Source organism: Fodinibius sp. GM21 (assembly GCF_058386955.1).
In genome coordinates this window covers 341,941-368,887 of sequence record NZ_JBYEIQ010000004.1, presented here as the reverse complement: position 1 = coordinate 368,887, position 26,947 = coordinate 341,941, and the positions used below count along the sequence as shown (strand labels likewise).

The following is a 26,947-nucleotide window of genomic DNA, read 5'->3' as shown; positions in this document are numbered from 1 at the left end:
ATTAAAACAGTATCCAGTTAACCTTGCTCTAAGGTCGGCTCACCTATTTCTATAGGATTTTGTGAATCGCTACTCCATTCGTACCATCCGCCATCATATACCGAAACCTTTGGCCAGCCCATTAGGTATGCATTCCAGAAAGCCTCACTGCCCCGCCAGCCGGTCCCACAATAAAAAGCCAATCGCTTTTCGGGTGTCAGTCCCTCTTCGATCCAGGTTTCCGCCACCTCCTGGTATTCTCGCATGGTGTGATCAAAATTCCTATAATTTTCCATGTGGTAAGCGTCACTGCCGCAATTCCCAAAAACCGCACCGGATATTCGTCCCTTTTTCTCGATATAGTGGTATCCGCTGCGTTCGCCGATAAATTCCGGCCAGCTACGCACGCTAACCAGTTCTGCATCATCAGCTGATAAATATCCTTTAGCTTCTGGTGTATCGATCATCAACTCGGGGCGACCCGGAACTTCGGCACCAAATTTATCTACGGGAATAGGTTCTACTTCTTTAGTTGAAAGTTTATATCCCGTATCCTCCCAAGATGTAATCCCGCCATTTAAAATACGGACATCCTTAACACCGGCATACAGCAAAATTGCTGCGCTGCGCATGGCTCCCAGATGTCCCGCACTCTTTCCCGGAAAACGCTCCTCATCATACACCGGCGCTGAAAAACGACCATACACCACGACTGTAGTATCGTGACGAATCCCCAAGCTTTCCAACCGTGCCCGCAATTCTTCTGGCGTACGCCGGTTCCAGGTCTCCGTCGACTCCAGCCAGTTGGTATTCAATGCAATTGCACCGGGAATATGTCCTTTTTCATAATCCTCAATGTAGCCATAATGCGAATGGCAAATCACAAAATCATCATTGTCATACTCTTGGGGATTGTTATCCTCGATAAGCTGTTTTAGCCAGTCGGGATGTACCAGCTGCTGATAACGTTCCAGTCGGTCCATCGCTAAACTTTCATTCGCTGACCACTCTGACAAGAACCCATCATAAACTTGCACATCGGTATAGCCCAGATTAAGCAACTTTTCTGCCATTAATCGTGTATCTTCATCATCATATCCATAAACCACAGCCGGCTCATCTTTCTCGACATTCTTCTCTTCCAGCACTTCCACCCAATCCATATAGCGGGTCCATTTCAGCGGGATACTCTTAGCGCTTGGGATATGGCCGCCCCGGTTTTCATCTTGCAGACGCCAGCCGTTATAAGCGGCTATAGGACGAATATCGATCACCTTTCCAGTTTTACTCTTGATAAACTTTTGCAGATTTTCCGTTGAGGTAGTGTTATGCTTTTTCATCTATCTTTATTCTATAATGTTAACGATTTCTTCAAATAAGGATGGTATCATTTGCAAAGCATGTTGTAAAATGATGCCGGCAAAACCAAGTACCTTTCGGAATCTAAATTTCTTATATCAATCAAACTAACAGATTTCTTACCCAAGAAATTCTCAATAACCTAAGACTATGCGTCCATTAGATACCTCCATTGAGCGAACCCTCCCTTTTAGCAGTGATAAGAAACTGCGTAAAAGATTCATGATTATTGACAAAGATATCCCCGGCAATATTCGCTGGGGACGTCTGCTTGAAGAGCTCGATAAAATCGCCGAAGACATTGCCCTCGATTATGTGCACGAGTTTGAGCCTGATGGCCGGGTGGTGACCGCAGCCGTTGATGATATCGCCCTGCACACTCCCGCAGACATTACGCAAGACGTATATTTACGAGCGCGCATCAATTATGTGGGACGAACCTCCATGGAGGTCGGTATTCGGGTAGATCAGGATAAAGAAGCCGAGCACTCACTGGCCGCCTGCTATTTTACAATGGTGGCGCGAAAAGGTAAAGGGGACGAAGCCGAAAGTCTGCCCATTCCGTCACTGGATTATGAAAGTGAGATCGAGAAACGAAGATACAACGACGCTATTGAACGGCGGCAAAAATACCAAGAGCAAATTGATGCCCTTGAAGAACCGCCCAGCAAGAAAGAATATCAGATGCTTCGGGAACTTCACAAGGCGCAGGAAGAAGACGACTTTGATGGACTGCTGGCCGGAAAGCAAATCCGTAACAGCGTGGAGCGGATGTATCCTGACTTGGAAAACGTGCCTCACAAAATATTTGGAGGCTACGTCATTCGCCGCGCCTATGAGCTGGCCCTCATTCAAGCCGAGGAGATCATGCCCGACCGACCGATATTCGTTCGCGTAAATCGCATCAACTTTTTGCAGCCCATCCGTATTGGGGATAAACTCGACTTTACCAGCCGCGTGGTTTATACCGGTGATACTTCGATGACCCTCGAAATTGATATCGAACGTACCAGCATGGACAAGGTGACCAAAGCGCTGTCTAACACCTGCGTGTTTACTTTTGTAAATGTGGACGAGGATCTCAATCCTAAACCGGTGCCTGATGTCTACCCCACCACGTATGCCGAAGATGAACGCTACCTGAAAGCCCACCGGCGACGAATCGAACATCACCAAATGCAAAAACAAAACAATTAACATATGCGAGCGCTGATTGTTGAAGATGAACCGCTGCTGATTGAAGATCTTGAAGAGTGTCTGCTCGAAGAACAGTTTTATGTGGATTCGGTTCAAAAGCTGAGCAAAGCTTCAGATATGGTAGCGGCCGAAGAATATGATCTTATTTTACTGGATCTGGGTTTGCCCGACGGTGATGGACTTGACTTACTCAAAACAATAAAAGATGATCATGAAGAAACTGCTGTAATCATAATAACTGCACGCGGCGAAACCGAAGATAAAGTAAAAGGACTGGAACTGGGCAGCGACGATTACCTTGCCAAACCGTTTCCCATTGCCGAACTAAGAGCACGTATTCACGCGGTCATGCGCAGAAAATACAACATCAGCGACAACCAAATTGCAGCGGGACCGCTGAAATTAAATATGGATCACATGAAGGTTTTGGTTGATGACAAACCGCTGGACGTCACTGAGACCGAGTACAAAATGCTGCGCTACCTGATGCTTAATAAAAATAAAACCATCACCCGCATAGCTCTTGCCGAACACATTTGGGGAAGTAAAATTGACGATCGTTTTTCACTGGATTTTATCAACTCTCACATGAAAAATATCCGCAAAAAATTACATGCGGCCGGAGTAGAGAATCTCATCAAAACGGTGTATGGTGTGGGATATAAACTGACGACCTATGAAACTGAATAATAAAATACTGCTGAGCAATACGGCGTTGACGCTGGTGGTTTTTGCACTCACTTCAATCGGCATTTATTATCTTGTCAATTCTACCGTTTATGGTGAGCTCGATAATCATCTGCTACAGCATAAAATTGATCTCATAAATCAGATCGACGAAGATGCTTCCAGCCTTCAAGATATCAAGGAACTGGGCATTCTCGGATCATACGAATGGATCGATATTAAAAAATATGACGGCACCGTTGCCCCCAATGCAAATAATTTTGCAACCATCGATACGATTCGAAATCCCAACAAAGAATTTGAAGAAAAATCCTACCGGCGGTTGACCACAGCCATCAATGTCAACGACACCTACTATACCATACGGCTATATGAAGAAGTCGCTTCCTGGGAACATATAAGCAGAACAATATTACTGAGCGTGCTGGCCGGACTGCTGATTTGGATTCTCTTGCTATATATCCTCAACCAATTTGTACTGGATAACGTCCTTGCCCCCTTCTATGAAACGGTTTCCACTCTCGAACATATTTCTGATCCCTCCGATCTTGACGAAACCTTTCCCGATACCACCACCTACGAAATTAATGTCCTCAACCGGGCGCTGAACTCTATGATGCAGCACATCCGGTCATCTTTTGAGGACCAGAAACAGTTTATTCAAAATGCCTCTCATGAGCTTTTGACACCACTTTCTATCATCCGTCAAAAAGCAGAAAAAATTCTTTCCAATGCCGACTCACTCGATAAACAAACCATAAAAGCAGCGGGAAACATACAGGATACGGCCGTGCGACTAAGTCGCCTGAGCAACGCCCTGTTGCTTATTAGTCGGATAGAAAATCGGCAATATTCGCTTGATGAAGACGTCGAGATTACTAACATCACTGAAAATGTAATAGATGAACTCAGTGATTTTATTGAAATGAAGCAACTTACTCTGGAAAAAGAGTTTGATTGCTCTATAAACGTAAAAGGCAATAGCGAATTGATTAGGGCCGCTATCTACAATATTGTTCAGAATGCAATCAAATATACGCCGAGCGGAACTTCCATCACCCTCCAAACAAAATGTGAAGGTGAGCAACGTAGCTTTTCTGTCTTGGATGAAGGACCCGGCATAGCAAATGAATTTTTGGATTCCGTCTTCGATCGGTTCCAAAAAACACAAAATCATACCGATGGTTTTGATGATGACAGTCCCGGTTTGGGACTCTCTATTGTCCAAAGTATTTGTCGGCTGCATAACTTCAGATGTTCGGCACAAAATCAATCTGACAAAGGCGCTGAAGTTTCAATTCATTTTTAATCCACCACTCCCAAAACCAAATGCAAGCGGGTCATTCGGTTTGAAAGGTTAGATCTTTCTGGGTTTCTCATCAAAAATCATCGACTCCCCTTTCTTTTCGCCTGTCCATAATTGAGCCATTAATCATAAAAAGCAGGTAATGTTGTCTACTTAATTATGAGCAGACAATGTACCTCATGAGCCGGATTTCCTGAATCCATTTTCTCTACAGATTTGGTTATTACATTAGTCCTCAGAACAACTGCGATTGCTCGCATAATAACGGACAAAAGAAATTTGTAATGATTTTTTCTGTAATAATTGCACTGCTTGTTACATTTCAACCGATCTCACAAGATACAACCGATCTTAATAATTTGAGCGTTGGCAAAGCCCTTGAAATTGCCTATGAACATAGTCCACAGGTTAATCAGCTAAAAAATAGCATTGAGGCCCAAAAACAACAGGCGGGCCTAAGCATGGGCATTAAAAATCCTACTGTTACCTATGCCCGGGAAGGTATTGGTCAGGGTACTTTTGCAGAACAGCGCTGGGTGGTTTCCCAATCATTGGACTTTCCCTTAACCGGGTATTATCGAGTAAAAAGCGAACGTGCCAATACCAGTTCGCTGGAACTCCAGCTGCAAGCCCTAAAACTTCAGGTCAAGGCCAATGTAAAATCGGCCTATACCAAACTTGCCTATGCAATCGAATCAAGCCACCTGGCACAAGAGCGGGTGCAGCTGTTAAAAAACTTGCGTAATGCGGCACAATCACGGTCCGATCTCGGTGAGTCCTCCGAAATTGACGCCATGCAGGCCGATCTTCAGCTCACCGAAGCACAAAATAATATGGAGAAAGCCTACCAGCAGATTATGGAGGCCCGCTACAATTTATTTGAAACGATTGGGCTGGATGAGGAGCAACAAACCTATGAAATCGGCTTCCCCGATACACTGCATTATGTAGAAGTAGATATCAATCAAGATGAGGTACTTCAGCAATTAGAAAGCCATCCACAACTGCAGCAAATAAATAAAGAACAGCTTGCTGCTTCTTATCAGACAAAAGCCGCCAAGAGTAGTTACCTGCCTGACCTAAATGTTATGTACTACCGTCAGGATTTTGGTAATGGTTTTGATTTCAATGCTTTTGAAATTGGAGTGAGCGTGCCCCTTTGGTTCGGCATAAACCAGTCTAACAAAGTGCAACAGTCGAAAGCAGAATATCGCAGAGTCGAATGGAAACATCGTGAAGAACAGCTTTCCATCAAAAAGCAGGCTGAACAAGCCTGGCACGGCTATGAAACCACGCGTGCCAACGTAATTCGATATCGCAAATCGATACAGGCCAAATCAAAAGAATTGGTAGATATGACTCAGAAAGGTTACCGACTCGGTGAATTGGATCTGCTTACGTTGCTGGAAGCCCAAAGGACTTACCTGCGAACACAGCAATCGTATTACGAAACACTGAGAGATTATTACCTGCGAGTGATCGAACTCGAGAAATATCTGCAAACAGATATCATATTTAAATAAAATCCAGCATTTATTATGAACGTCTTTTCACCCACAAAAACAACTTCATCTTTTAACCCGTTGGGACTGATTCTGTTGTCTCTTCTTTTTTTAGGAAGCTGCAGCTCGGATACCGGTCCCGATGGTACTACGACTGATCCGGGAACCCCTCCCTCCCTATCTGAAAAAGGAACCCAGGAACAAGTGGTGCGGCTTACTGAGCAACAAGTCGAAGATCTTAACATTCAGATTTATACCGTAGAAAAAGATCAGATTAATTTCTCAATTAATGCGCCGGGACAAGTTTTCGCGGCCCCGGAACGCATTTCTGTGGTTAGTTCCCCTATTAACGGAAGAGTATCGAAGATTTATGCCCACGAGGGAGACCGTGTACAAAAGGGAGATCCCCTATTAAATTTAGAAAGTCTGGAATTCGCCAACCTCGTTGGTGATTACTTGGAAGCAACCGCTGAAGTTACCTATCAAGAACAACAGGTTGAACGCCTGAAAGTGTTAACCGAAGAAAAGATTAGTCCAGAACGTACCCTTCAACGATCACAGGCTGACCTCCGAAGAGCAAAGACCAAACAGAGCGCTTCTTTAGCTCGTCTTCGTGCTGTGGGTATTACAAACAATGAGGTTCAAAATTGGGATCCATTCACTTCGGACCCAAAATCTGAACTCACGATTCATGCCCCCATCTCAGGCGTATTAAATCAGCATCTGATAGATCTTGGAGAATCCGTCAACTCCTATGACAAACTCTTGGATATCATTGATAATACCGAAGTTCTTGTAAAAGGCTTTGTTTCAGCAGCAGACGCTCCCTTTGTGCGTGAGGGTACCCCCGTTGTAATTACCGAAAAAACAGAAGGCAGTACGCCTCAAAAAAAGAGAATTGAATCGACGGTTAACTCGATCAATCCGGCTCTGGACGAAGCAAATAAATCTATCGTACTTAACAGTATTGTGCCGACTCAGGAGAACTGGCCTATCGTGGGTCAGAGTGTTCGGATGAATTATGCTGCACAACCCTCAGATTCGAGTTTTACGATTCCCCTTTCCGCTATTCAATTTGAACAACAAGATGCTGCTGTTTTTGTACAGCGATCTCCCCGAGAATATGTAAAGAGGGTCGTTGAAGTTGAACGTATGACTAATGATCGTGCCGTCATAGGTTCAGGACTAAAGCCGGGAGAAAAAATCGCTGTGAGCCAAGTCTTCAGCCTTAAAGCATTAGAACGTTTCGAACAATTTGCCGACTAACCTACAGTTTCGCCTACTATGTTAAACAGAGTCATCGATTTTAGTTTAAAACAGAAATTTGTAGCCCTTGCCCTGGTCCTGCTGATGGCTGTGGGGGGCGTGTTTTCATTATCAAATATCCCCATAAATTCTCAACCTGATGTTACTCCGGTTCAGGTACTGGTCATTACGAAAGCCGGCCAATACTCTCCCTATGATGTAGAACGGTTGGTGAGCTATCCCATAGAGACCTCAATGAACGGGCTTCCAAATGTTAAAGAAGTTCGCTCCATTTCACAATTTGGCTTGTCAGCAGTAACCATATTATTTGAAGAGGGTACCGACATCTATTTTGCCCGCCAACAAGTAAGCCAACGTGTTCAAAGTATTGCTGGCGAACTACCTGAAGGAGTATCGACCCCCAACTTGGGCCCTATATCTACCGCTATGGGTGAAATTGTTCAGTATGAGGTAAAAGGTAAAAACCATACCCTTACCGAACTCCGGACTATTCAGGATTGGCTGATTGCCCCTCAATTAAAAACGGTTGATGGAGTAACTGAAATCAACTCGTTCGGGGGCTTTGTAAAGCAGTATGATGTATCAGTAGATCCTGATAAACTAAGGAACTTTGGCATTGGCCTGAAGGATGTTACCGACGCTATTAAAAACAATAACAGCGTGTCCGGAGGTAACTTTCTTGAACACAACCGGGAACAGTATATTATCCGGGGTTTTGGGCAAATTTCCAATGCCGATAATATCGAGAACATCATTGTAAAACGATCGGAAGATCGTCCCATCTATGTTAAAGACATTGCAGATGTAAATATCGGCAAACAACTGCGACAAGGCGCGGTAACCCGGGATGGAGAGGGAGAGATCGTCACCGGTATTGTAATGATGCTTCGCGGGGGAAATGGCCGCAAAGTAATCCAGGATATGGACCAAAAAATTGACGAGGTCAATAAAAGTTTACCCGAGGGGGTAACGATTGAAAAATTTTATGATCAATCTGATCTCGTTGACCGTACGACCGACACTATTATTACCAACCTGGTAGAGGGTGGATTCTTTGTGATTGCCGTGTTGCTGCTCTTGCTCGGTGAAATTACGGGTGCCCTCATTGTTGCAGCTGTAATACCATTATCAATGCTCTTTGCATTTATTGGAATGGATCAGCTGGGGCTTGCCGCAAACCTTATGAGTTTGGGAGCCATTGACTTTGGTATGGTTGTCGACGGATCGGTAGTGATGGTAGAGAATATTGTAGAGAAACTGAACAGCGATAAAACGGAAAAGTCAAAACTGAAGATCATTAGGGAGGCCGCCCATGAGGTAGCCCGTCCGATTTTCTTTGGGGTGTTAATTATCCTGATGGTATATGTCCCTGTAATGACTTTTTCGGGGATGGAGGGTATTCTGTTTCGACCCATGGCTATCACCGTTGGAGCCGCAGTACTGGGATCACTTATTTTAGCCCTGGTTTATGTGCCTGCTATATCAGCTCTTGTATTTCGTAATGGGGTAAAAACGCGTAAAAACTATGTCATTAACTGGTTAAAGCCTCGCTATGAAAATTTCCTCAAGCAAAGTCTGAATAAAAAGGGAATCATTGTGGGTTCTGCCGTAGCAATATTTGGTATTTCCATTGCAATAATGCCCTTCCTTGGCACCCAGTTTTTACCGGAATTAGATGAGGGATCCATACTCATCGAGCAAATCCGCATGCCTTCGGTAACCCTTGATGAATCCGTGAACAATGCCAATTGGCTGGCCGGCAAACTCACAAAAAATATTCCTGAAATTAAAACAGTTGTTCCCAAAACAGGACGCTCAGATCTGGCCAATGATTGGATGGGTATTCACCAGACGGATGTTTGGGTAATGCTCTATCCTCGAGATCAGTGGCGAGACGGTATTGATAAACAAGATATTATCGAAAGTATTCGTCCCTACCTGGAAACTGAGCCGGGGCTATCATACAACTTTACCCAGCCTATCGCCATGCGTGTGGATGAATTAACGAGTGGAGTCAAATCTGATATTGCAGTGAAAATATTCGGTGAAAAGCTTGATACCCTCAATGCTGTGGGACAAAAGATATCAGGGCTACTCAGTGACCTTAAGGGAACCGATAACTTTATTATGGAGCAGAGTAGCGGGCAACCCTATTACAATATTCAAATTGATCGTGAAGCAGTAGCCACCTATGGACTCAATGTAAATGAAGTTCAAAGTGTGATTGAAACAGGTATAGGCGGGAGTACGGCCGGGCAGATTTTTGAAGGCCAACGCCGCTTTGATATCAGGGTACGTCTACCGGAAAACCTGAGAAAGGATTTTCAGGACATTATGGATGTGCCCATACAGCTACCCAACGGTGGATATATTCCGCTTAAAGAAGTTGCCAATATTAATGCTGAAGAAGGGCCCCGGCAAATTTCTCGAGAAAACGGATGGCGGCGTGCCATACTGGGTATAAATATCAAAGATATTGATATCGGTACCTACGTATCCAATTTAAGAGAGGCCATCAATGAGAATATTGATATCCCGGCCGGATACTTTCTGCAGTACGGTGGAACGTTTGAAAACCAACAGCGAGCCATGAATCACCTCTACATCGTGGTACCCATTTCGTTACTGATTATTATTGGGTTGCTTTATATGATGTTTGGCAAGTTCAGATTTACCCTGTTGATATTTCTCAATCTCCCGATGGCCTTATCCGGAGGTATTTTCATGCTCTGGATGAGAGGCCTCTATCTCTCTGTATCAGCCAGCATCGGTTTTGTGGCCCTGTTCGGGGTGGCCGTACTCAACGGTATTGTTCTTATTTCTCATTTAAATGATCTAAGGAGAGAAGGACAAGACCTCAAAACAGCCGTCATCCAAGGAGCCAGCGACCGTTTACGTCCCGTACTTATGACCGCCCTGGTAGCCAGCCTCGGATTTATCCCGATGGCCTTTAACACCGGACCGGGCTCCGAGGTACAGCGCCCGTTAGCTTCGGTAGTCGTAGGCGGACTTGTTACAGCAACACTGCTAACACTGCTGGTATTACCCACCATCTATCACTGGATGGAAAAAGGAAAAGAACTGGTATCGAAGGAGGAATCCTTCTAAACTTAAAACGGAGTTATTATGGAAGCTGATTATTTACATCTCGTCGTCAATCATATTCCTATTTTCAGTGTTGCTTTTGGCCTGCTGATCTTAGTATGGGGATTGATCAAGAAGAATACTTCTATACTGCAAATTGCCCTTACCTTCTTTCTTATCGGGGCTGTGAGCAGCTATGTTGCCATGGAAACCGGCGAAGCGGCCGAAGATATTGTAGAAGAGCTCAATGTAGCTTCTCATGATGTGATTCACGATCACGAGGAGGCCGCTGAAATCGCTTTCTGGTTTACAATTTTAACGGGAGTAATAAGTGTCGTGGGATTTTTTGCCCTGTCCTACAATATTCGATGGCAAAACACCCTCTTTGGAATATTGGCTATCTCAGCACTGATCTCACTGGGAGCATTATTGTACACCGCTTACCAGGGAGGCAAGATCTTTCATCCCAAGAATAAAACAAGCAGTGTTATAGATTTCGAACATCTTAAATCAGAAACCCCGCCAAAAATACAGATTTACCTTACATAACTATATGGGCAAAACTTACCCTCCAAAAGCACTCCACCATTATTGAAATATTTTCTATTAATGAAGGAAAATCGTATTTTAAGACAAATCACTCTTTTAATAGAACGGTGTGCTAAAAAAGCTAAACCAAATATCGTCAATAGTGATGCTCCTTTTCGTCGGAGCATCCATGTTGCAAAGTATTTCTCCATTGGTGATGTCGGAAATGAGTACTCATCATAGCGGAGAAAAAATGTCCTGCAGCATCGATGGCAACTGTGCGGGCTCCTGCTCAGTGGACGAAAAACAAGCTTGTAGTTGTAATCACGGCACCTCAAACGGTGATTCTACCGACGCCATGCTTTGCGGCTGTGATCATCATGGAGATGAACCCGTTGGCATACATGCTCCCTTCCAAATTAAAGCCCCGCTGGTTTCTGCTTTTGATGATATCACCTTTTCTCAAACTGCTATTCTTCTAAGTATAAAAAAGCAACATCTGTTTACATTTACGGATGATATTTTCCATCCGCCCCGTCTCCGCGCATAATCTCCGGATTACTTACTCAACTTAATAACCAATCTGTACCGCGATCGGATTATGCTATTACTATAGCTATATCTGCTTCGTGATGCGGATCAATGAAACCTTATCAGAATTATGCGTTTACAAAAACTATTTTCTTTAACAATAGGACTATTGCTCCTTTTTGCCCTTACGAATGCTGCCTGGGCACAGCAAACTATCTCCGGTAAAATAGTAGATCAATCAAATCATAAACCGCTGGCGGGAGCGCACATACATTGGTCAGAAGGTGATCTTACTACTATCACCGATGCCAACGGTACATTCAGCTTCACCGCTGATGCCAATAAATTTACGCTTCGCATTACGTATGTAGGCTATAAAAGTAAAACTGTTCAACTCACCGCAAGTGATGTTACTGAGGAGAGAAGAACGATCTATTTGCGAAAGTCAACGGAGGCCATGAGCCCGGTCACTGTGCTTGCACGAAAATCATCGCTCCAGCCCGACCAGTTTATGGATGCGATTTCGACCGTTAACCTCTCACACGATGCGGGTCAGTTTCTCAAAGATTCGCCCAATATTTCAGGCATCCGCAAAGGCGGCGGCTTCGGCGTTGATCCGGTATTGCGCGGCTTTCAAAAGAATCAGCTGATGGTCGAGATGGACGGCGTGCTGCAGTCGCAGGGGGCCTGCCCCAACCGCATGGATCCACCTACCTCACATGTTCAGATGGAACATATCGAAGAGGTCGAAATCCTGAAAGGACCCTATGCCCTCAAACACGGTCCTTCTTTTGGCGGAGTCATCAACTTTAAATCGCAACAGCCGGATTTCTATCGCGATCCCATTCTATCCAGCTATTTTACGGTAGGATATGAAAGCAACATCGATCGTCAGCGTTACGCCGGCGGCATCAAAAAAGAGGGCGGTCGCTGGACCACCAACCTCTATGGAGCTTTTGCATCCACCGAAAACTATGAGGATGGTTCCGGAAACAGCGTTAACGCTGAGATGTCAAATGCAGAATATACCGTCGAAACAGCAGTCCAGTTAAATGACGCTAATTCCCTTAAAGCCAAACTGAGCCAGAATTTTGCACGTGATATTCAATATCCCGCACTGATGATGGATATGCGCGAAGATAATATCACTAATGCTACGCTCACATATACCAACACCAATCTGGGTAGCGGACGTTTTGAAAGCTCGTTTTTTGGTTCGTACGTAGCACACCTGATGGACAATCTCGATCGGCAGATGTCGAACATGGTTGAAGCTTTAACTGATCTTTCCACCGAAACCTACGGCTATGATCTTTCCTATGTGCTCCCAGGCGCATCCGGCAACTGGACGTTCGGTACCGACGCTACCCTGCGCTATATGGAGGGCTTCCGCACCCGCGATTTCAATATGGGTCCCATGGCCGGACAAACTGTAACTGATAATGTCTGGCAGGGCGGCAAACGCAATCGCTTTGGCGGTGTCGTTGAATATCAGCCAAATATCAGCGAATGGAACGTGGTGCTCTCTTCCCGTTTCGATTACTACTATTCCAATGCCAGCAATCCCGATGCCTACTTTGCCCAAACGCTTGGGGAACTCGATCAAGAACACCTTGGATGGAGCGCCAGTGCCGGCTTAACCAAAGATCTGTATTCCAATTGGTCGACCGGTTTCTGGATTGGACGATCAGAGCGTTACCCAGGGATGGATGAGCTCTTCGTAAACTACCTGGCTATCGGAATGGATCCCTATGAGTATGTTGGAAACCCACAGCTTAACTCTGAGGCCAATCACCAGGTTGATGCTATGCTCAACTATACCAACGAAGTTATCAGCGTGGAAGGATCGCTGTTTTACAGCTATGTTACCGACTATATCAGCGCAACCGTTCGTCCTGATTTAAATCCCAAACAGATGGGTGCACCGGGCGTAAAGCAATTTGTAAATGTAGATGAGGCTGCGCTATATGGCTTTGAGCTAACCTTCCAAAATAATGGTCGCAATAAGTTGGGATATAATCTGTCCACTGCCTATACGATCGGACGAAACTTGACCACGGATGAAGACCTGCCACAGATTCCGGCATATGAAGCAAATCTTAAATTGGACTACAGCTTCCTAAGCGGCAAGCTTATTCCGCAACTGCATCTGCGCGGAGTGGCTGAGCAAACCCGCGTGGCCGAATCATTTGACGAACAGCCTACGGACGGTTATCTGCTTACAAACTTCAAGCTGAATTCTCAATTGGGACGTGGTATTCAACTTTCGGCGGGTGTTAACAACCTGTTTGACGTGACCTATCACGAACACCTGAACCGAAGTCTGCAAGGCTCAACCTTACCGCTCAACGATCCCGGACGCAGCCTGTTTGTAGAACTCAAATGGAACGGCATCTTGTCATCACTGTAACATCTGGCAAGTAATATTCAAGGGGGATACTTTGCAGGTATCCCCTTTTTATTAATAATGATACCAACGTCATCAAATAGTCAGGAAAATGAATCGAAAAGCCCTGAAATCACTCATTCAAACAACAGCTGCAATTATTGCAACCGCCTTTGGCTTGATAACTATCTGGGTGGGAGGAACTACGTTATTGGGCTTCTCCGATCCCGGGTATATCATCTTCTTACCCTTGCTGATCTTTAATTTCGTCATGGGATTTGTTTATACCGGCACCGGAATCTTTATCTGGCGACAGCATCCCAAAGCTTTACAAATGTCGCAAATCATTTTCGGACTTAATACACTGGTGCTCGTGCTCATCAGCCTGCTATATTGGATGCACTTCGACGTTGCATTCGACAGCTTAAAAGCAATGATGCTCCGAACCGTTGTCTGGCTGATAATCTGGTGGAGCCTATCACAGATTCGCCGCTAAGTTTTGATTCCTGATCTCTCAGGCAATCAAATAGTACCTACGCCTCCAGCTTCATAACCTTCACTTTCCACTCCTTGGGCATGGTCTCCAGGTACTCCCACTTAAAGGACTCATCGCTTTCGGCCTCCATCTGATAGTACAATGGCTTGGGATCGTGATCATTAATAAACACAAAGGCTTCACCGGGACTCAGCTCGTCAAAAGCATCAAAAACTATATCATGTCGCTTGGCCGGTGGGTGCGGACGCACATCAAACAAGTTTACGATGGATACATCTTCGAGAGCAGGATCAGTTTCTTCTTTTTTGGTCACATGGATCACATATTCACCCGGACGATCTTTCTTATACGTCCACGTATATTCACCGTCAAACTTCTTCTTAAAAATTTGACGGATTTCTTCAGGATCTTTTTCAGAAATGATTTCCATCGTATCCCCTTTCAGCATCATCCCGTAGCGATGAAAAACAGCATATTTCCAGTCTTTGGGATCCGCTTTTCGGAGATCCATTAACGTAGAAATATCTTCGAATTCTCTGCCCTGCGACGGCTCCGTTCGTGTTACGCGTACCTTCCATTCCTGCCCGCCGCGCTGCAGGTATTCCCAGCCGACCACATCACCATAAATCGATCGAAATTCATAATACAGCGGCTTGGGGTCGTGATCGTTGATAAAGACAAAACTGTCTCCTGCCGGCAAATCCTTAAAGAGTTTCAGCAATTTTTCGTGTCTTTTAATGGGGATTAACGAACGTACATCAAGTTCTTCTGTTATCTGGTTCATGGATATAAAATTCGTTTTGTTTTAAAGTGTTTACAATAATTTCAATCGTGTATTTAGACATAGCCAACTCTGAGGTAGATTATGTCTGTTTGAATAAGTTCTATTTTAATCTTTATAGGTTAACACGCGTCCCCAAAGGCTTTTGGTACCCCAGATGCCGCGGCGCAGCGTTTCGAGCTGTACAATCTGACTATGATCCACAAACATATTTACCTCTGGACCGTAATTCTTGATGTACCAGGCAAACACTTCCGGGTCAGCCGCTTCAAACATCAGCTTCTCAAGGCCGATTTCGTTGATGAATTCGGCTGGCACATCGGTTCTCCATGGATCGGCATTTTCGGTGATGCCTTCCGATTCGATCATAATCATGTACGCTCCGGCATCCACAAAACGCTTGGCCTGCTTCACGGCATAACCGGTGTCGAGCGTGCCTTCTGATTCGAGCTCCCCTTTGGCCGTATCGCCGCCGGCACCAAACTGGATGCCAATCTCAGGCTTGGCTTTCAATCCCGCATCCTGCACTTTTTCGATCAGTCGCAGCCAGTCATCGGTAGGCAGGGTAATAAATCCCGCCGAAAGCTCGATAATATCAAACCCATAATCTTTGCAGGTATCAATGTACTTGTCAACGGCTTCTATGCCCTGGGTGAGGACGTACTCCATAAATCCGCCGGTCGAAACCAACGCATCATGGTCGTGGGCGATATCAATCAGCTCCTGTAGCGCCGGCTTCGGCATAAGCGAAAACGATCCGCCGGAAAATTTTAGCGAATCCACGTGTTCGCCCATCGTCTCCATGATGTCATTAAGATATCGTTTTCCCATTACATCGTAATAGGGACCGCGAATCTCGGTAATACCTGTTGTTCTTGGTTTGGATTCCCGTTCGTTTTTATTCAGAAAATCGAATGTTTCTTCGCCAGCCATAATAGCCACCTTTTATGTTCTTAATTGGTGGAACACCTAATTACGTGTCCACGCTTTTTTCTAATTCAAGTTCTGTGTCGATTACTCATTTTTTTATCAGATAGCAATGTAATATCAGTTTAGGCAATCCTCCTGTCCTCCTTCCCCAAGGAGGAACACTATAGGTTTTAAGCCAACCCTTAAGTCCCTCTTGGCGAAGAGGTGTTTAGGGAGATTGAAAACCTAAATCGACTCTATTTTACCCTTAGCAGAATAGTGAACTTCTGTCAACAGCTTCATCAAATCAGAAACCGAATGCTGATCAAAATTCTGAACGGTATCTATAATTTTATTTCGCAATTTCTTGGAAGTATAGGATTTAGCCAGTCCCTCAAATTTTTGGATGATCGTCTCCCAGCTCATGGGACATGTATGAAATCCTTCGTAATCACGCTTTTCGATGGCATAGGATGCTCCATTCTTGAGATGTACCGTCAGTTTTGTCGGCATCTCATCGGGAAAGCGATCGCTGTATTCTTGCTTAGGTGAAACCTTCACTTTCTGCAATAACGACTGTATATCATCCGCCTCAATGCGATTCTCCTCATACTGCTCCGGCATTACTTGTCCGTCAAGCAGCGCCGCTGAAACCATATACTGCAAGCTGTGGTCGGCCTCTTCTTTGGTACGCACAATCGTCTTGTCGCCTTCTTCACCACCGCCGATAATGTGGTAAGCTACATCGAAGATTTCGATCTCTATTTTTTCTACTTCATCCGCTGTAAAACCGTGTTTTTCTTTCAACTCAATCATTCCTTCAATAGACGACTGCGAATGAATCTCAGCATTGTATTTCTTAATAATTGTATTTGTTACGCGCTCGAAATCTTCATTTTGCCAATCAATCGAAAACTCTCCGGTAATGGAATCCATAAGGCCTTTGTTGCCCTCAAAAACGGCGGGCGGACCGGTTATCCCATACTTCGCAAGCAGCGCGGCATGAGTCCCACCGAAAGCCGTATGGGGATAAGCCAATCCTTTCCAGTTGGAGAGCACTCCGGTTCGGGTCACGCGCAAGGCATTCAACGCTGTGCCATCAATAGAAATAGCGTTGGCTGTTTTATCTTCCTCCAATCCCAATGCTTTAGAAACACCAGCCGCTACGGCATAAGAACCCTGTGTAGTGTGATCGAAGCCTTTATCGCGCACCGGCGCTTCATCACTCAACCGGCACTGCACTTGATAAGCCACAGCCAAGGCCGTTAGAAAATCTTTTCCATTGAGTTCTGTCGTTTCTCCCGCCGCTAAAATAGATCCGATGTTATCACTCGGATGGCAGGTTTCCCCCTTGGCCAGATAGCTGTCATTAAAATCGAGATAGCGCACCAGTCCACTATTGTAAAGCGCAGCACGATCGGGCGTGGTTTTGCCGCCGCCAATCAGTGAACTCATGTCTGATCCGCCAAAATCGTTGACCATTGCTCTGATAGATTTAACCGGCGGACCCTCAATAGCTCCAATAGCGGTTCCAAGCGAATCCAGGAGCCTTATTTTCAACTGCTTTTTTGCCTCATCGGATAAATCATGATAAGATGCATTCTTAACAAACGTTGCTAATTCATGAACAATCATAATACTGTGATTTAACCATTCGGGATTATAAAATCATTAATCCTGCAACCAAGAAGTTCCATTATTTATATTAAATACTATTTTATCTTCTTTTTGTAATTAAACACTCTCTTCGGGCATTGCATTTCAACTTGAATCAGCCGGAATATCATAAGTACAGGAATAATCTCCCTCGGCGATATAGCTGGTGCGTTCGGCCTTTTCACTAAATAATTTCTTATAGAACATCTCCTCCAGTTTGCAGGGTAGCCGCGTTTCTTTTATGACTTCACTAAAGGGACAATTACACTCTTTTACTGTCAATGACTCATCGCGTTCATCCATCTCAAATTCCGGCATAAAGCCCTCCTCTTCCAGCATCTGCATTAGTACCTTGATCTTGGACTCTGAATCTTCGGCTGATGATTCCTTGATCCGATCCTGGGCTTCTTCCAGACGCTGGTCCCAGAAATCCTCAAAAAAATCTTCAACCAGCTGCTCACTCCCTTTTGATTTGAGATAGTTGATGATATTGCGAATGAGCTTCGACTCGGAGGATGGAAACAGGCTGTTCCCTTTGGATGTCAGCTGATACTGCAGGCTGGGACGTCCGGGCCCCGAGCGCACATAATCTCGTTCTACATAACCATCGCGTTCTAACTGCAGAAAATGCTCGCGCAGGGTCGTTTTTGCCAAATCGATCTCTTCCACGGCTTCATCAATAGAGAGCGTTCCCCTGCGTTTAATTAAGTCGATTATTTCTTTTTTTGAACCGGTAAACATAATGATCTTGATTAGTTTGGAAGTATCTCCTAAAAAAATTGTATTACCCTTTGACTCTTATCTCATCTTTGGTACGCGGTAAAACCTGATCTTCCTCCACTTCGAACTGTTTATCCAATTGTGAAAACAAGATTTTAAAATTCTCATTTTGAATCCGCAGTGTTGAACATGCATTCCCAGGGTTTTTGAACTGATTTCCTTTTTCCCGGATAGTCTTCATCAAGTTTCGAAGCCGACGCTGATCCCGTTCAATAATATTAAGCGATTTTTCTAATTTTTGAATCGTCCCGTGACTCAGATTGTTATTGCTATTCTTTTTGAGGCGTCCGATTAGCGGGAAAAACTTTTCCCGTTCAAAGGTATAATACATACCCAGTGCTTCTCTGAAGCTGTCAAATTCCCACTTCATCGTTTTAAGCCAGTGATACTGATTACCGTGTATCTTTTGGATACGGGGAAAATTTTCCTCAAGCTCTTCCAAAAGCGACTGGTTGGAATTCATAAACGATTCTTCAAGGTACGCAGTCCATTGCATGAGTGTCCAATCTTTATCAGGGACTGACTTGGTATTTGTACTTGATGCTTCTCCATTAGTTATGGAACTGTGTTTCTTTAACCACTGGAGGACTTCTACTGCACTCCATTTTCGCTGCTGGCAGACCGACCGAAGCGTTTCCTGCTCATGCTCAGATAATGCCAATCCAATGGAAGCAAGCAGTTCACCCGCCTCGCTATCCGTATTTATGATCTCCGAAATAGTGGCTTCAGGGGTGAGCTTTGAAAGGGATTGATCAGTATTCATAACAGTGTCTTTGTCAATTCGTTTTGTTTTCAATCCGTGCTTAAGATATCGATGATTTTATCATAAATCAATAAAAAAGGTTAAAACCGTTTTTATAGTTGATATTAATTTTAGGGACCCCTACCTTTGGAGTGAAGCAACTGAAATTGAGTACTATTTAACAGCTATGGCATACGTTGTAACTGATCCCTGCATCCAATGCAAACACACCAACTGCGCGGCCGTTTGTCCGGTTGATGCGTTCCGGGAAGGACCCAATTTCTTGGTCATCGATCCTATTGAATGCATCGATTGTGATGCATGCGTGGCCGAATGCCCCGAAGAGGCTATTTATCCAGACGATGAAGTGCCCATGGAGTGGGAAAATTATATTGAACTAAATGAACGGCTTTCTGAAGAATGGGCTGATCATATCATCAACCAAGCCAAAGAGGCCCTGCCCGATGTTGACAAATGGAGTGGAAAAGAAAATAAACGAGAACACCTTATTGGAAGCTGGGAAGAAGAAAAAGTAGTGAAATAATTGAACTTACATACGGACACAGTTCGCCGTGTCTCAACAAATTAAAACAAAACCTTAAACCAATGCCTGATACCGTAGAACAAATCGATGTTCGCAAAATTCCTCCCCACAAAAAACATGCAACCATTTTTGACACCTATGATGAACTGGATGAGGGAGAAGCATTTATCATCATTAACGATCATAATCCCAAACCGCTGCGCTATCAAATGGCGGCCATGCACGGGCAGAACAGCTTTAGCTGGGATTATCTCGAAGAGGGTCCTGAAGTTTGGAAAGTACACATTGGCAAAAATTCAGATTAACCTAACTATATCATGGGTTCTACTCCCATAGACAGACGCAAGATAGTCCGGCAACTTCGCGATGTCATTGATCCTGAATTAGGTGTAAACATCGTGGATCTGGGATTGGTATATAACATCTTGATTGACGATGACAAGGTGGTGCTTGAATATACCGTCACCACGCCGGGCTGTCCCATGCGTCGTTACCTGCAGCAGGAAATCGAAAAAGCGCTGCAATCCATAGACGGAATTGAGGAGTTTGAGATCCGGCTGGTTTGGGAACCCGAGTGGAACGTGGATATGATTAAGGACGATGTGGAGTTTTTTGCCCATCCCCCGCCGATGCAATAACTACAATTACCCATGATGTGGTTTAAAATCTAAGCAAAGTGTCATGCTGAATTCAGCCTACGTAGCCTGCTACTTCGGCGAAGTTGGCCTTGGTACAGCATTTGAAGTTTTCCTGACAAGCACAGAGATCCTGAAATAAATTCAGGATGACACTGCTTCAAAAAATTTACTTGTTCAATGAATTCCAATAAAACACCAACCTATATATTAGTGGGTCTCCTTGTTTTAGCTGCCGCAGGATTACTGACCGGCTTATATTCCGGCATGGTTCGCCTGGGATTACTTGTGTCTGGCAGCCCACCTGTATCTCCCATTGCCCACGGACCGCTGATGATTAATGGTTTTTTGGGCACACTCATCGGACTCGAACGCGCGGCAGCTCTTGAAAAGAAATGGGCGTACGTTGCACCGGTTTTTATAGCCGCCTCAAGCGTTTTACTTCTACTCGGATTTCCGATCCTCTCCAACTGGGCACTGATTATCGGCTCCGTCGGTCTCACTTTCGTAATGGGATACCTCTACTATCTACAGCCTAAAATCTATCACTTGATCATGGCTTTCGGGGCGGCCTCACTACTTACCGGCAATATCCTTTTCGTGCTTCACTTTCCCATTTATGAACTGGTGGCCTGGTGGGCAGCCTTTCCCATGCTCACAATCTTTGGCGAACGCCTGGAACTTAACCGCATCATGCGTCCCCCCAAACGCGCCCAATATATTTTTACGCTGCTCATTATCGGTTGGATTGCCGCTATAATCATCACCCACCTCGATCGCAGCATCGGCTGGAGCATCGCCTCGCTCCTGCTGATTGGTATTGCCGGCTGGCTCATTCAATATGATGTAGCCCGCAAAACAATCAAATCTGTAGAATGGACAAAATACAGTGCCACCTGCCTGCTTAGCGGCTACGGATGGCTCATTTTAGCGGGACTATTTGGACTATGGTACGGCTTTCCCACCGCCGGACCGATTTACGACGGGCTCCTACACATGCTTTTTGTGGGATTTGTGTTCAGCATGATTTTCGCCCATGCCTCAGTCATTATTCCCTCACTGTCGGGCAAACTGGTGCCCTGGCACCCCTATTTTTATCTGCCACTGATACTATTGCACGGCTTTCTGTTGATTCGCATTGTGGGCGACATGGTGTTTGGATCGCTTATCAGAATAATAGGAAGCTATGGCAATGTAGCGGCTATACTGCTGTTTTTGGGAGGCGTTATTTATCAGCTGTCAAAGGAAATTTATTTGAATAGATCAACACAACTATCAACCAAATCATAAAGACATAATATTATGCCAATACGTAAAGCAAACGCACAATGGAATGGCGACCTGAAAAGTGGAAACGGAACCATGCAGCTTGGAAGTGGAGCGTATTCCGGAACATACAGTTTTGCTTCCCGGTTTGAAGAAGGTGAAGGGACCAATCCCGAAGAACTTATCGGGGCCGCACATGCCGGATGTTTCTCTATGGCATTATCGCTGGAATTATCTGAAGCCGGATACGACCCTAAATCCATTGAAACCCAAGCTGAAGTTACTTTTGAGGTTAACAATGACGGTCCGGCCATCACAGGAATAAAATTAGTCACCAAAGCGGACGTGCCCAAAATTGGGAACGATAAATTTCAACAATTTGCTCACGGAGCCAAAGAAGGATGCCCGGTTTCCAAAGCCTTGGCAGGCACCGAAATATCCTTGGAAGCAACCCTACTTTGATCACAAAATAATGTGTAATCAATTAAATACTTTCGTATCTTCTGTACTTAAATTTTAACTCAAGAACCACACAATTTTATGACACGTTTTGCACCTTATTTATTCTCATTGATGTTGCTTTTTGTCACTGCCTGCGGCGGTGGATCAGATCAGCAGCAAGCTGAAGATCAAACAGCAGATACCCAGGCTACCGAACAAACTGACGACATTCGCACCATCGAGGTGGTGGGTATTGACCGCATGAAATTCGTTGTTGACGGCGAAGAGGAAGGAATTACTACCGGCGAAAAAATGGGCGATTATGTATTGCTAAAAACGATTACTGCTGCTCCCGGCGAAGAACTTCGTGTTCGTCTTACTACCGAAAGTGATCTTCCGGCTTCTGCCATGGCGCACAACTTTGTGTTACTTACCATGAATGCTGATGCTGCTGCCTTTGCAAATGCAGCATCCAAGGCTAGAGATAATGATTATATACCCACTGATTTAGAAGATCAGATCATTGCTCATACTGATCTTGCTGCCGGTGGAGAAACCGTTGAAGTTACCTTTACTGCTCCGGAAGAAAGCGGAGAATATGAGTACCTCTGTAGTTTCCCCGGCCACTATTCCGGCGGAATGAAAGGTATACTTAACGTTCAAGAATAGTACATTCTTTACGTTATACAATTTTCAAGGCGGCTGAGTTTATCAGTCGCCTTTTTTATTTCTGTCAGATTCCAAATACAGAAATTAAATAACCATGTACTATCTCTCGGTCTTTATCCATATAACATCAGCAATTTTCTGGATTGGCGGCATGCTGTTTACAGCCGGTGTTTTAGTGCCGGCAACACGTCATGAGTTATTACAAAACAAAAAGGGCGAATTCTTTACGCTGGTTGGAAAAAAATTCAGCCGTATTTCATGGATACTGTTTATCGTACTTATCATCACAGGCCTCACCAACCTGCTCACCAGTGGCTATTCTCCAGAACAACTATTAAGTGGCTCTTTTTGGATAAATGCCTTCGGCGGTCATCTATTTACAAAATTACTTGTCTTTGGATTAGTACTGATCGTTAGCGGGATACACGATTTCTATGCCGGTCCCAAAGCGGCCAAACTTATGGACGAACAGCCCAATCATCCCCAAACCAAACGGATGCGCAACATTTCGAGCTGGCTGGGGCGACTTAATTTATTGTTAGGATTGATTATCCTTTACTATGCCATACGATTGGTTAGAGGATGATTGCTGGATCCGTATTGCATAGTGCGTATTGATTACATCAAAAAACTGAATTCATTTACTGATCGGTACGCAACACGCCCTAGGCATCACGTGTTATAACTCACCGCCCGGTTCCAGTGGAGGGTAATGAACAATGTCACAGCACCCACTTCCAGCAGGCGTCCTACTATGGTTGCTGCACTCCCGAGTACATCTAAATACGAAGCCACATTGATCAGGATTCCTGTATTTAGCATCGCCACCATCACCATAGCCAGCTTGGGATTGCCTCGTGATTTTGTTTTTAAATAGCGGGGCAAAATCCAGTAGGCGGTACCCATGGTCAGCTGGATAATCCAGCCGAAAATACCGACTTCAATATGAACCGATAGCAGGCTCCATACCGACGAATATTCGGGATAGACTTTGCTAATCAAGATAAGCGCACCAATAGTAAAACCTGTCAACATATATATCATCGAAGCTTTGATCATCCAGCGACTGGGAGTTGGCATAGTTTGGTTGTTGGTTCGTAGTTAGTTATTTGTAATTTTTTCAACTAATGTGTCATGTTCATTAGTATCTGTAGCTATTACATTGATATATACTGCAGATCCTGAAACGAGTTCAGGATGACATGAAGCTCTATTTATTATTGGCTTTCTGTCGCTTTCGCTTCTTCTTACGCTGCCGGCGGCGCTGCTCTTTGGATTGAATACGCGGCCAGAGCTCAATAATGTACGTCACGGCTGCCGCTACCTGACTCACCGCCGACACCACGATCAATACATTCCACGCAGCCCCTGCAGCCACATACGTAGCAGGTTCGGCAATTACGCGCAGCAATAATCCGACATTCAGAAAAATATACGTCAGCCAGCCCCAGAGTTGCGCTTTAAATCCTTCTTCACGGGTTCGGCCGGGAAACATCCACATGGATACGCCAAAGATAATCTGCGTGATCCAGCCGACCATCAGCAGATGCCAAAAGAGCGGTGTTATACCGGCAAACTGCAGCCATTTAAACTCGGCCGCCAGCCCCAGTAATAATGAAGCCAAAAAGTAAATGAGTCCCGTTTTTATAAATACGCGTGCTATTCTTGGCATGACGGATCAAAGTCTTGAGGTTCATTGCGATCACATTTCTTACAATTCAATTCTTTTCCGAGCCGACTTTCCCGACTTTCTTCAGCAGTCACCCAGGGACGCAACATCCACGGAGGATTATGCCGTACGTGCTGATTGTGTCCGCACGCCAGTTCGGCCACCCAATCGTCTTCTTCATCTTTGTGAAAACCAACAATCGGTTGCTTCATGAACACTAATCCCTTTCTAAACGGGCCGTGGATATAGGCTCCCGATAATTCGAATGACAATCCACACAGCCCTGCTGGGTTATTCGGTAATACTTAAGCACCTTCTGCATGTTTTCCTCTACGGCCGCCATCCGCATTGAATCGGCATGATGATGTACGATCATATCAAACTCCACAAACTGCTGCATCTTTTCACCCAGCGTTTTCTTCACCAGTTTTTTATCCTCGGCCGTCATCGTTGGGTGATCGGAGATATTAGCCGCCCCTTCTTCAATCATTGCAAAATCTTCGGTATAAATGCCACGATCAACCTGCTGAATATCCTCCAGTAATTGCTGCATCATCGGTACCAGTGGCATGGTTTCAGGCTGAACCGCTTTATCCTGCGGATACCAACTCCATCCCATGATACTTATCGAAAATCCTATAAAGACTACAAAAATCAATATAGATCGCTTCATCCTCTTACTACCTTTTTTGAATTAGTCTTTCCAAATCGAGTTTTTGAATGGAGTTAATGGCCGATTCCATGGCTCCTTCGGTGCACAAGCCACTCATCGAAGCATCTTTAAATCCCTCGCGCGCCGCCTTGATGCAGGCTTTACGAACTGACTTCGCTAATTCTATCTCCGTTCGTTTTGTTTTATCATCTCCCATAATTAATCCTCACTCTTTTGATCAAACTTACCATCCATCGCCATTCGCGTGCTGAATGAATTGGCAATATTTACAGCTAACTCTTTTGCATAGTCAGCCCGATTGCCTTCAAATTGCTCATCTACTGTTTCAATAAACAGGCTTACCCATCGGCCAAAATCGTCACGTTCGATCGGCAGCGGCAGGTGCTCTCGAAACGGGCGTCCTTTGTATCGCTCCGTCCGAAATAACATCTTCGACCAGAAATCCACCATCTTGGGCAGATGCTCATCCCAATCTACATCGGCAACGTCATTAAAGATATGACCCAGTCGTTCATCTTCCTCTACTTTTGCATAAAAAGCATGGACCAAGGTTGTAATATCTTCCTCGTTTCTTATATCGTGCATTAATCAATAATACTTTTTCTTTTGGGATTGCATCAACATCATCCAATATATGATTACTGCCAAGATGGGAAGGATCGCTCCCAACGCCAAAGCATCGACAATCCATGCGCCGGAAAATGCTTCAGGCCAGATGCTGGTAAACATCAACAACGTAATAAGAGTAACTATTATAGAACCTGCCAGCAGATAAAAATAGCTTTTTGATACTGAGGTCTTGGTATTAAACCAAGAAAAAGCCAGTAAAGTTAATCCGCCTAACAAAAGAATATGCAGATAGAGCACGCGCAAGCCGGGATCAGACAGCCAAAATGAACTGGGCACCACGGAAGCTCCGAGTTGCATGCTACCTTTTAGCGTCAACAGTGCTACCGGCCAACTCCATATCGGATGTTTCCAAGTTCCTGATCTAAAAATAGCAGTTATAACTAATAATAATCCAGCGGCCGCCAGTCCGCCGCCAAAGCGCGCCGTTCCCAACAGCATGGGTGTAAGCAGTGACTCAGAAATCCCATAGGGAAATGTCAGTGGTGCTCCAATGGCAATGGCTCCCAATGCAAACTGCGGGGAGACCCACCAATGTCGTTCCTCAACTTCAAGCTCACTAATTAAGATGGCGCAAAGTATCAATACTACCCATCCTTCAGTAAAGGCTGCAAGGAAAAAGTGCGTCATGCTTTTCATCAGCAAATGTGATTGCGGGGCCAGCTCCTGAATGACTGCCACACCCCAGGCACCGATAGAACAAACTGCCAATAGAATAAGCGCACCATCAAACCATGGCAGACTTTCATCATCTTTTAATATGTCTCGGTGCTTCCAATAACCGACCATAAATCCATACCAGCCGATCATTACAAAGCCGGAAAATATAACTGAAAGCGGTAACGAAGCGGAGCCAATAGCTACCGGACGATATCCATAGAAAAGAAAAAATGGGTAGGCCATTAATCCAAAAAACAAGATCCAGGCAATAGAATATTTCATCCAGTTGACACCTTTTGCTATCCCATCCTTCCCAAGAAATTTCTGCATGATAATAAAGAGCGGAAGGGGCACCGCCCATCCAAAGAACATCAGGTGCGAATGAGCATGACGAATATTACCCAGAGACAATTCTCCGGGCACCCATCCCATCATCCCCAACCGATACAGAAAACCCGTTAGCCCGGCCAACACAAAACTGGCTATGGATATATGCCACAGCCATTGATTACGCCATAAATTGTTATTTGAATAATTATTTTTCGTTATCACCAATTCTCAATCCTTTCTAAAA

At 44.7% G+C, this 26,947-nt stretch carries 30 protein-coding genes; 17 read left to right on the top strand and 13 right to left on the bottom strand.

The features are described 5' to 3' along the window. Positions 1-17 precede the first annotated feature (17 nt). Positions 18-1,319 (bottom strand): rhodanese-like domain-containing protein, encoded by a 1,302-nt coding sequence (locus ACT3IB_RS11945; protein WP_491539251.1) that lies wholly within the window; start codon positions 1,317-1,319, stop codon positions 18-20. A 169-nt stretch (positions 1,320-1,488) separates the two neighbouring features. On the opposite strand from ACT3IB_RS11945, the gene ACT3IB_RS11940 reads away from it, so the two are divergent. From ACT3IB_RS11940 to ACT3IB_RS11895, 10 genes are all read left to right on the top strand, one after another. Beyond that, the gene (locus ACT3IB_RS11940; protein WP_491539250.1) at positions 1,489-2,535 is read left to right on the top strand and encodes a hotdog domain-containing protein; all 1,047 of its coding nucleotides are present in this window, start codon (positions 1,489-1,491) and stop codon (positions 2,533-2,535) included. 3 nt (positions 2,536-2,538) lie between these two features. Next, a complete protein-coding gene (locus ACT3IB_RS11935; protein ID WP_491539249.1) occupies positions 2,539-3,225 on the top strand; it encodes a response regulator in 687 nt (228 codons plus the stop codon). Further along, positions 3,212-4,531: a sensor histidine kinase gene (locus tag ACT3IB_RS11930; RefSeq protein WP_491539248.1), complete on the top strand. Its 1,320-nt coding sequence runs from the start codon at positions 3,212-3,214 to the stop codon at positions 4,529-4,531. Before ACT3IB_RS11935 ends, ACT3IB_RS11930 begins: the two co-directional genes overlap by 14 nt. Positions 4,532-4,812: 281 nt before the next feature. Continuing rightward, positions 4,813-6,051, top strand: coding sequence for a TolC family protein (locus tag ACT3IB_RS11925; RefSeq protein WP_491539247.1), 1,239 nt, complete (start codon positions 4,813-4,815; stop codon positions 6,049-6,051). Between the two features lie 15 nt (positions 6,052-6,066). Beyond that, positions 6,067-7,296, top strand: coding sequence for an efflux RND transporter periplasmic adaptor subunit (locus ACT3IB_RS11920; protein WP_491539246.1), 1,230 nt, complete (start codon positions 6,067-6,069; stop codon positions 7,294-7,296). Positions 7,297-7,314: 18 nt separating this feature from the next. Next, positions 7,315-10,404, top strand: a complete 3,090-nt coding sequence (locus ACT3IB_RS11915; RefSeq protein ID WP_491539245.1) for an efflux RND transporter permease subunit — start codon at positions 7,315-7,317, stop codon at positions 10,402-10,404. An 18-nt stretch (positions 10,405-10,422) separates the two neighbouring features. Next, complete coding sequence (locus ACT3IB_RS11910; protein WP_491539244.1) at positions 10,423-10,929, top strand: hypothetical protein; 507 nt, start codon at positions 10,423-10,425, stop codon at positions 10,927-10,929. 145 nt (positions 10,930-11,074) lie between these two features. Continuing rightward, on the top strand, positions 11,075-11,458 hold the full coding sequence (locus tag ACT3IB_RS11905; RefSeq protein WP_491539243.1) for a hypothetical protein: 384 nt from the start codon (positions 11,075-11,077) through the stop codon (positions 11,456-11,458). Between the two features lie 111 nt (positions 11,459-11,569). Further along, positions 11,570-13,849, top strand: coding sequence for a TonB-dependent receptor (locus ACT3IB_RS11900; protein WP_491539242.1), 2,280 nt, complete (start codon positions 11,570-11,572; stop codon positions 13,847-13,849). Positions 13,850-13,937: 88 nt separating this feature from the next. After that, positions 13,938-14,321 (top strand): hypothetical protein, encoded by a 384-nt coding sequence (locus tag ACT3IB_RS11895; protein WP_491539241.1) that lies wholly within the window; start codon positions 13,938-13,940, stop codon positions 14,319-14,321. 37 nt (positions 14,322-14,358) lie between these two features. Here ACT3IB_RS11895 and ACT3IB_RS11890 read toward each other — a convergent pair whose 3' ends face one another. The 5 genes from ACT3IB_RS11890 to ACT3IB_RS11870 all read right to left on the bottom strand — a co-directional run bounded on the left by ACT3IB_RS11890 (position 14,359) and on the right by ACT3IB_RS11870 (position 19,210). Next, positions 14,359-15,105, bottom strand: a complete 747-nt coding sequence (locus ACT3IB_RS11890; protein ID WP_491539240.1) for a DUF2249 domain-containing protein — start codon at positions 15,103-15,105, stop codon at positions 14,359-14,361. 105 nt (positions 15,106-15,210) lie between these two features. Then, positions 15,211-16,035: a phosphosulfolactate synthase gene (locus ACT3IB_RS11885; protein WP_491539239.1), complete on the bottom strand. Its 825-nt coding sequence runs from the start codon at positions 16,033-16,035 to the stop codon at positions 15,211-15,213. Positions 16,036-16,257: 222 nt separating this feature from the next. Continuing rightward, positions 16,258-17,646 (bottom strand): MmgE/PrpD family protein, encoded by a 1,389-nt coding sequence (locus ACT3IB_RS11880; RefSeq protein WP_491539238.1) that lies wholly within the window; start codon positions 17,644-17,646, stop codon positions 16,258-16,260. Between the two features lie 126 nt (positions 17,647-17,772). Beyond that, positions 17,773-18,408, bottom strand: a complete 636-nt coding sequence (locus tag ACT3IB_RS11875) for a helix-turn-helix transcriptional regulator (protein ID WP_491539237.1) — start codon at positions 18,406-18,408, stop codon at positions 17,773-17,775. Between the two features lie 43 nt (positions 18,409-18,451). Continuing rightward, complete coding sequence (locus tag ACT3IB_RS11870) at positions 18,452-19,210, bottom strand: hypothetical protein (protein WP_491539236.1); 759 nt, start codon at positions 19,208-19,210, stop codon at positions 18,452-18,454. A 166-nt stretch (positions 19,211-19,376) separates the two neighbouring features. Here ACT3IB_RS11870 and ACT3IB_RS11865 point away from each other — a divergent pair, with 166 nt between their 5' ends. The 7 genes from ACT3IB_RS11865 (at position 19,377) to ACT3IB_RS11835 (ending at position 23,330) form a co-directional block, all read left to right on the top strand. After that, a complete protein-coding gene (locus tag ACT3IB_RS11865; protein ID WP_491539235.1) occupies positions 19,377-19,733 on the top strand; it encodes a ferredoxin family protein in 357 nt (118 codons plus the stop codon). Between the two features lie 62 nt (positions 19,734-19,795). Then, entirely contained in the window at positions 19,796-20,038 is a 243-nt protein-coding gene (locus tag ACT3IB_RS11860) for a DUF2249 domain-containing protein (RefSeq protein ID WP_491539234.1), read from the top strand. A gap of 12 nt (positions 20,039-20,050) precedes the next feature. After that, the gene (locus ACT3IB_RS11855; RefSeq protein ID WP_491539233.1) at positions 20,051-20,371 is read left to right on the top strand and encodes a metal-sulfur cluster assembly factor; all 321 of its coding nucleotides are present in this window, start codon (positions 20,051-20,053) and stop codon (positions 20,369-20,371) included. A gap of 177 nt (positions 20,372-20,548) precedes the next feature. Further along, positions 20,549-21,658 carry a DUF8744 domain-containing protein gene (locus ACT3IB_RS11850; RefSeq protein ID WP_491539232.1) on the top strand — a complete coding sequence of 370 codons (1,110 nt, stop codon included), beginning with the start codon at positions 20,549-20,551 and terminating at the stop codon, positions 21,656-21,658. Positions 21,659-21,670: 12 nt separating this feature from the next. Further along, positions 21,671-22,096 (top strand): OsmC family protein, encoded by a 426-nt coding sequence (locus ACT3IB_RS11845; RefSeq protein ID WP_491539231.1) that lies wholly within the window; start codon positions 21,671-21,673, stop codon positions 22,094-22,096. Positions 22,097-22,174: 78 nt separating this feature from the next. After that, positions 22,175-22,744: a plastocyanin/azurin family copper-binding protein gene (locus ACT3IB_RS11840; protein ID WP_491539230.1), complete on the top strand. Its 570-nt coding sequence runs from the start codon at positions 22,175-22,177 to the stop codon at positions 22,742-22,744. 94 nt (positions 22,745-22,838) lie between these two features. Further along, entirely contained in the window at positions 22,839-23,330 is a 492-nt protein-coding gene (locus ACT3IB_RS11835; protein WP_491539229.1) for a DUF4149 domain-containing protein, read from the top strand. An 86-nt stretch (positions 23,331-23,416) separates the two neighbouring features. On the opposite strand, the gene ACT3IB_RS11830 is transcribed toward ACT3IB_RS11835, so the two are convergent. The 7 genes from ACT3IB_RS11830 to ACT3IB_RS11800 all read right to left on the bottom strand — a co-directional run bounded on the left by ACT3IB_RS11830 (position 23,417) and on the right by ACT3IB_RS11800 (position 26,925). Next, complete coding sequence (locus tag ACT3IB_RS11830) at positions 23,417-23,824, bottom strand: cbb3-type cytochrome c oxidase subunit I (RefSeq protein ID WP_491539228.1); 408 nt, start codon at positions 23,822-23,824, stop codon at positions 23,417-23,419. A gap of 130 nt (positions 23,825-23,954) precedes the next feature. Then, positions 23,955-24,416, bottom strand: a complete 462-nt coding sequence (locus ACT3IB_RS11825; RefSeq protein WP_491539227.1) for a hypothetical protein — start codon at positions 24,414-24,416, stop codon at positions 23,955-23,957. After that, positions 24,404-24,625 carry a DUF3565 domain-containing protein gene (locus ACT3IB_RS11820; RefSeq protein ID WP_491539226.1) on the bottom strand — a complete coding sequence of 74 codons (222 nt, stop codon included), beginning with the start codon at positions 24,623-24,625 and terminating at the stop codon, positions 24,404-24,406. The genes ACT3IB_RS11825 and ACT3IB_RS11820 overlap by 13 nt, the downstream gene beginning before the upstream one ends. 5 nt (positions 24,626-24,630) lie before the next feature. Next, positions 24,631-25,086, bottom strand: a complete 456-nt coding sequence (locus tag ACT3IB_RS11815) for a hypothetical protein (protein ID WP_491539225.1) — start codon at positions 25,084-25,086, stop codon at positions 24,631-24,633. Positions 25,087-25,093: 7 nt separating this feature from the next. Beyond that, positions 25,094-25,282 (bottom strand): acetyltransferase, encoded by a 189-nt coding sequence (locus ACT3IB_RS11810; RefSeq protein ID WP_491539224.1) that lies wholly within the window; start codon positions 25,280-25,282, stop codon positions 25,094-25,096. A 2-nt stretch (positions 25,283-25,284) separates the two neighbouring features. Next, positions 25,285-25,671 (bottom strand): group III truncated hemoglobin, encoded by a 387-nt coding sequence (locus ACT3IB_RS11805; RefSeq protein WP_491539223.1) that lies wholly within the window; start codon positions 25,669-25,671, stop codon positions 25,285-25,287. Between the two features lie 3 nt (positions 25,672-25,674). After that, a complete protein-coding gene (locus ACT3IB_RS11800) occupies positions 25,675-26,925 on the bottom strand; it encodes a hypothetical protein (protein ID WP_491539222.1) in 1,251 nt (416 codons plus the stop codon). Positions 26,926-26,947 lie beyond the last annotated feature (22 nt).

Bases quoted from the DNA above. Each gene is read 5' to 3' on its own strand.
- ACT3IB_RS11855 (WP_491539233.1), top strand. From the start codon at position 20,051: ATGGGTTCTACTCCCATAGACAGACGCAAGATAGTCCGGCAACTTCGC.
- ACT3IB_RS11905 (WP_491539243.1), top strand. From the start codon at position 11,075: ATGCTCCTTTTCGTCGGAGCATCCATGTTGCAAAGTATTTCTCCATTG.
- ACT3IB_RS11920 (WP_491539246.1), top strand. From the start codon at position 6,067: ATGAACGTCTTTTCACCCACAAAAACAACTTCATCTTTTAACCCGTTG.
- ACT3IB_RS11810 (WP_491539224.1), bottom strand. From the start codon at position 25,282: ATGGGAGATGATAAAACAAAACGAACGGAGATAGAATTAGCGAAGTCA.
- ACT3IB_RS11915 (WP_491539245.1), top strand. From the start codon at position 7,315: ATGTTAAACAGAGTCATCGATTTTAGTTTAAAACAGAAATTTGTAGCC.
- ACT3IB_RS11870 (WP_491539236.1), bottom strand. From the start codon at position 19,210: ATGAATACTGATCAATCCCTTTCAAAGCTCACCCCTGAAGCCACTATT.
- ACT3IB_RS11865 (WP_491539235.1), top strand. From the start codon at position 19,377: ATGGCATACGTTGTAACTGATCCCTGCATCCAATGCAAACACACCAAC.
- ACT3IB_RS11935 (WP_491539249.1), top strand. From the start codon at position 2,539: ATGCGAGCGCTGATTGTTGAAGATGAACCGCTGCTGATTGAAGATCTT.
- ACT3IB_RS11925 (WP_491539247.1), top strand. From the start codon at position 4,813: ATGATTTTTTCTGTAATAATTGCACTGCTTGTTACATTTCAACCGATC.
- ACT3IB_RS11830 (WP_491539228.1), bottom strand. From the start codon at position 23,824: ATGCCAACTCCCAGTCGCTGGATGATCAAAGCTTCGATGATATATATG.
- ACT3IB_RS11875 (WP_491539237.1), bottom strand. From the start codon at position 18,408: ATGTTTACCGGTTCAAAAAAAGAAATAATCGACTTAATTAAACGCAGG.
- ACT3IB_RS11850 (WP_491539232.1), top strand. From the start codon at position 20,549: ATGAATTCCAATAAAACACCAACCTATATATTAGTGGGTCTCCTTGTT.
- ACT3IB_RS11815 (WP_491539225.1), bottom strand. From the start codon at position 25,086: ATGAAGCGATCTATATTGATTTTTGTAGTCTTTATAGGATTTTCGATA.
- ACT3IB_RS11805 (WP_491539223.1), bottom strand. From the start codon at position 25,671: ATGCACGATATAAGAAACGAGGAAGATATTACAACCTTGGTCCATGCT.
- ACT3IB_RS11895 (WP_491539241.1), top strand. From the start codon at position 13,938: ATGAATCGAAAAGCCCTGAAATCACTCATTCAAACAACAGCTGCAATT.
- ACT3IB_RS11885 (WP_491539239.1), bottom strand. From the start codon at position 16,035: ATGGCTGGCGAAGAAACATTCGATTTTCTGAATAAAAACGAACGGGAA.
- ACT3IB_RS11880 (WP_491539238.1), bottom strand. From the start codon at position 17,646: ATGATTGTTCATGAATTAGCAACGTTTGTTAAGAATGCATCTTATCAT.
- ACT3IB_RS11835 (WP_491539229.1), top strand. From the start codon at position 22,839: ATGTACTATCTCTCGGTCTTTATCCATATAACATCAGCAATTTTCTGG.
- ACT3IB_RS11860 (WP_491539234.1), top strand. From the start codon at position 19,796: ATGCCTGATACCGTAGAACAAATCGATGTTCGCAAAATTCCTCCCCAC.
- ACT3IB_RS11910 (WP_491539244.1), top strand. From the start codon at position 10,423: ATGGAAGCTGATTATTTACATCTCGTCGTCAATCATATTCCTATTTTC.
- ACT3IB_RS11845 (WP_491539231.1), top strand. From the start codon at position 21,671: ATGCCAATACGTAAAGCAAACGCACAATGGAATGGCGACCTGAAAAGT.
- ACT3IB_RS11820 (WP_491539226.1), bottom strand. From the start codon at position 24,625: ATGAAGCAACCGATTGTTGGTTTTCACAAAGATGAAGAAGACGATTGG.
- ACT3IB_RS11890 (WP_491539240.1), bottom strand. From the start codon at position 15,105: ATGAACCAGATAACAGAAGAACTTGATGTACGTTCGTTAATCCCCATT.
- ACT3IB_RS11825 (WP_491539227.1), bottom strand. From the start codon at position 24,416: ATGCCAAGAATAGCACGCGTATTTATAAAAACGGGACTCATTTACTTT.
- ACT3IB_RS11840 (WP_491539230.1), top strand. From the start codon at position 22,175: ATGACACGTTTTGCACCTTATTTATTCTCATTGATGTTGCTTTTTGTC.
- ACT3IB_RS11940 (WP_491539250.1), top strand. From the start codon at position 1,489: ATGCGTCCATTAGATACCTCCATTGAGCGAACCCTCCCTTTTAGCAGT.
- ACT3IB_RS11945 (WP_491539251.1), bottom strand. From the start codon at position 1,319: ATGAAAAAGCATAACACTACCTCAACGGAAAATCTGCAAAAGTTTATC.
- ACT3IB_RS11930 (WP_491539248.1), top strand. From the start codon at position 3,212: ATGAAACTGAATAATAAAATACTGCTGAGCAATACGGCGTTGACGCTG.
- ACT3IB_RS11900 (WP_491539242.1), top strand. From the start codon at position 11,570: ATGCGTTTACAAAAACTATTTTCTTTAACAATAGGACTATTGCTCCTT.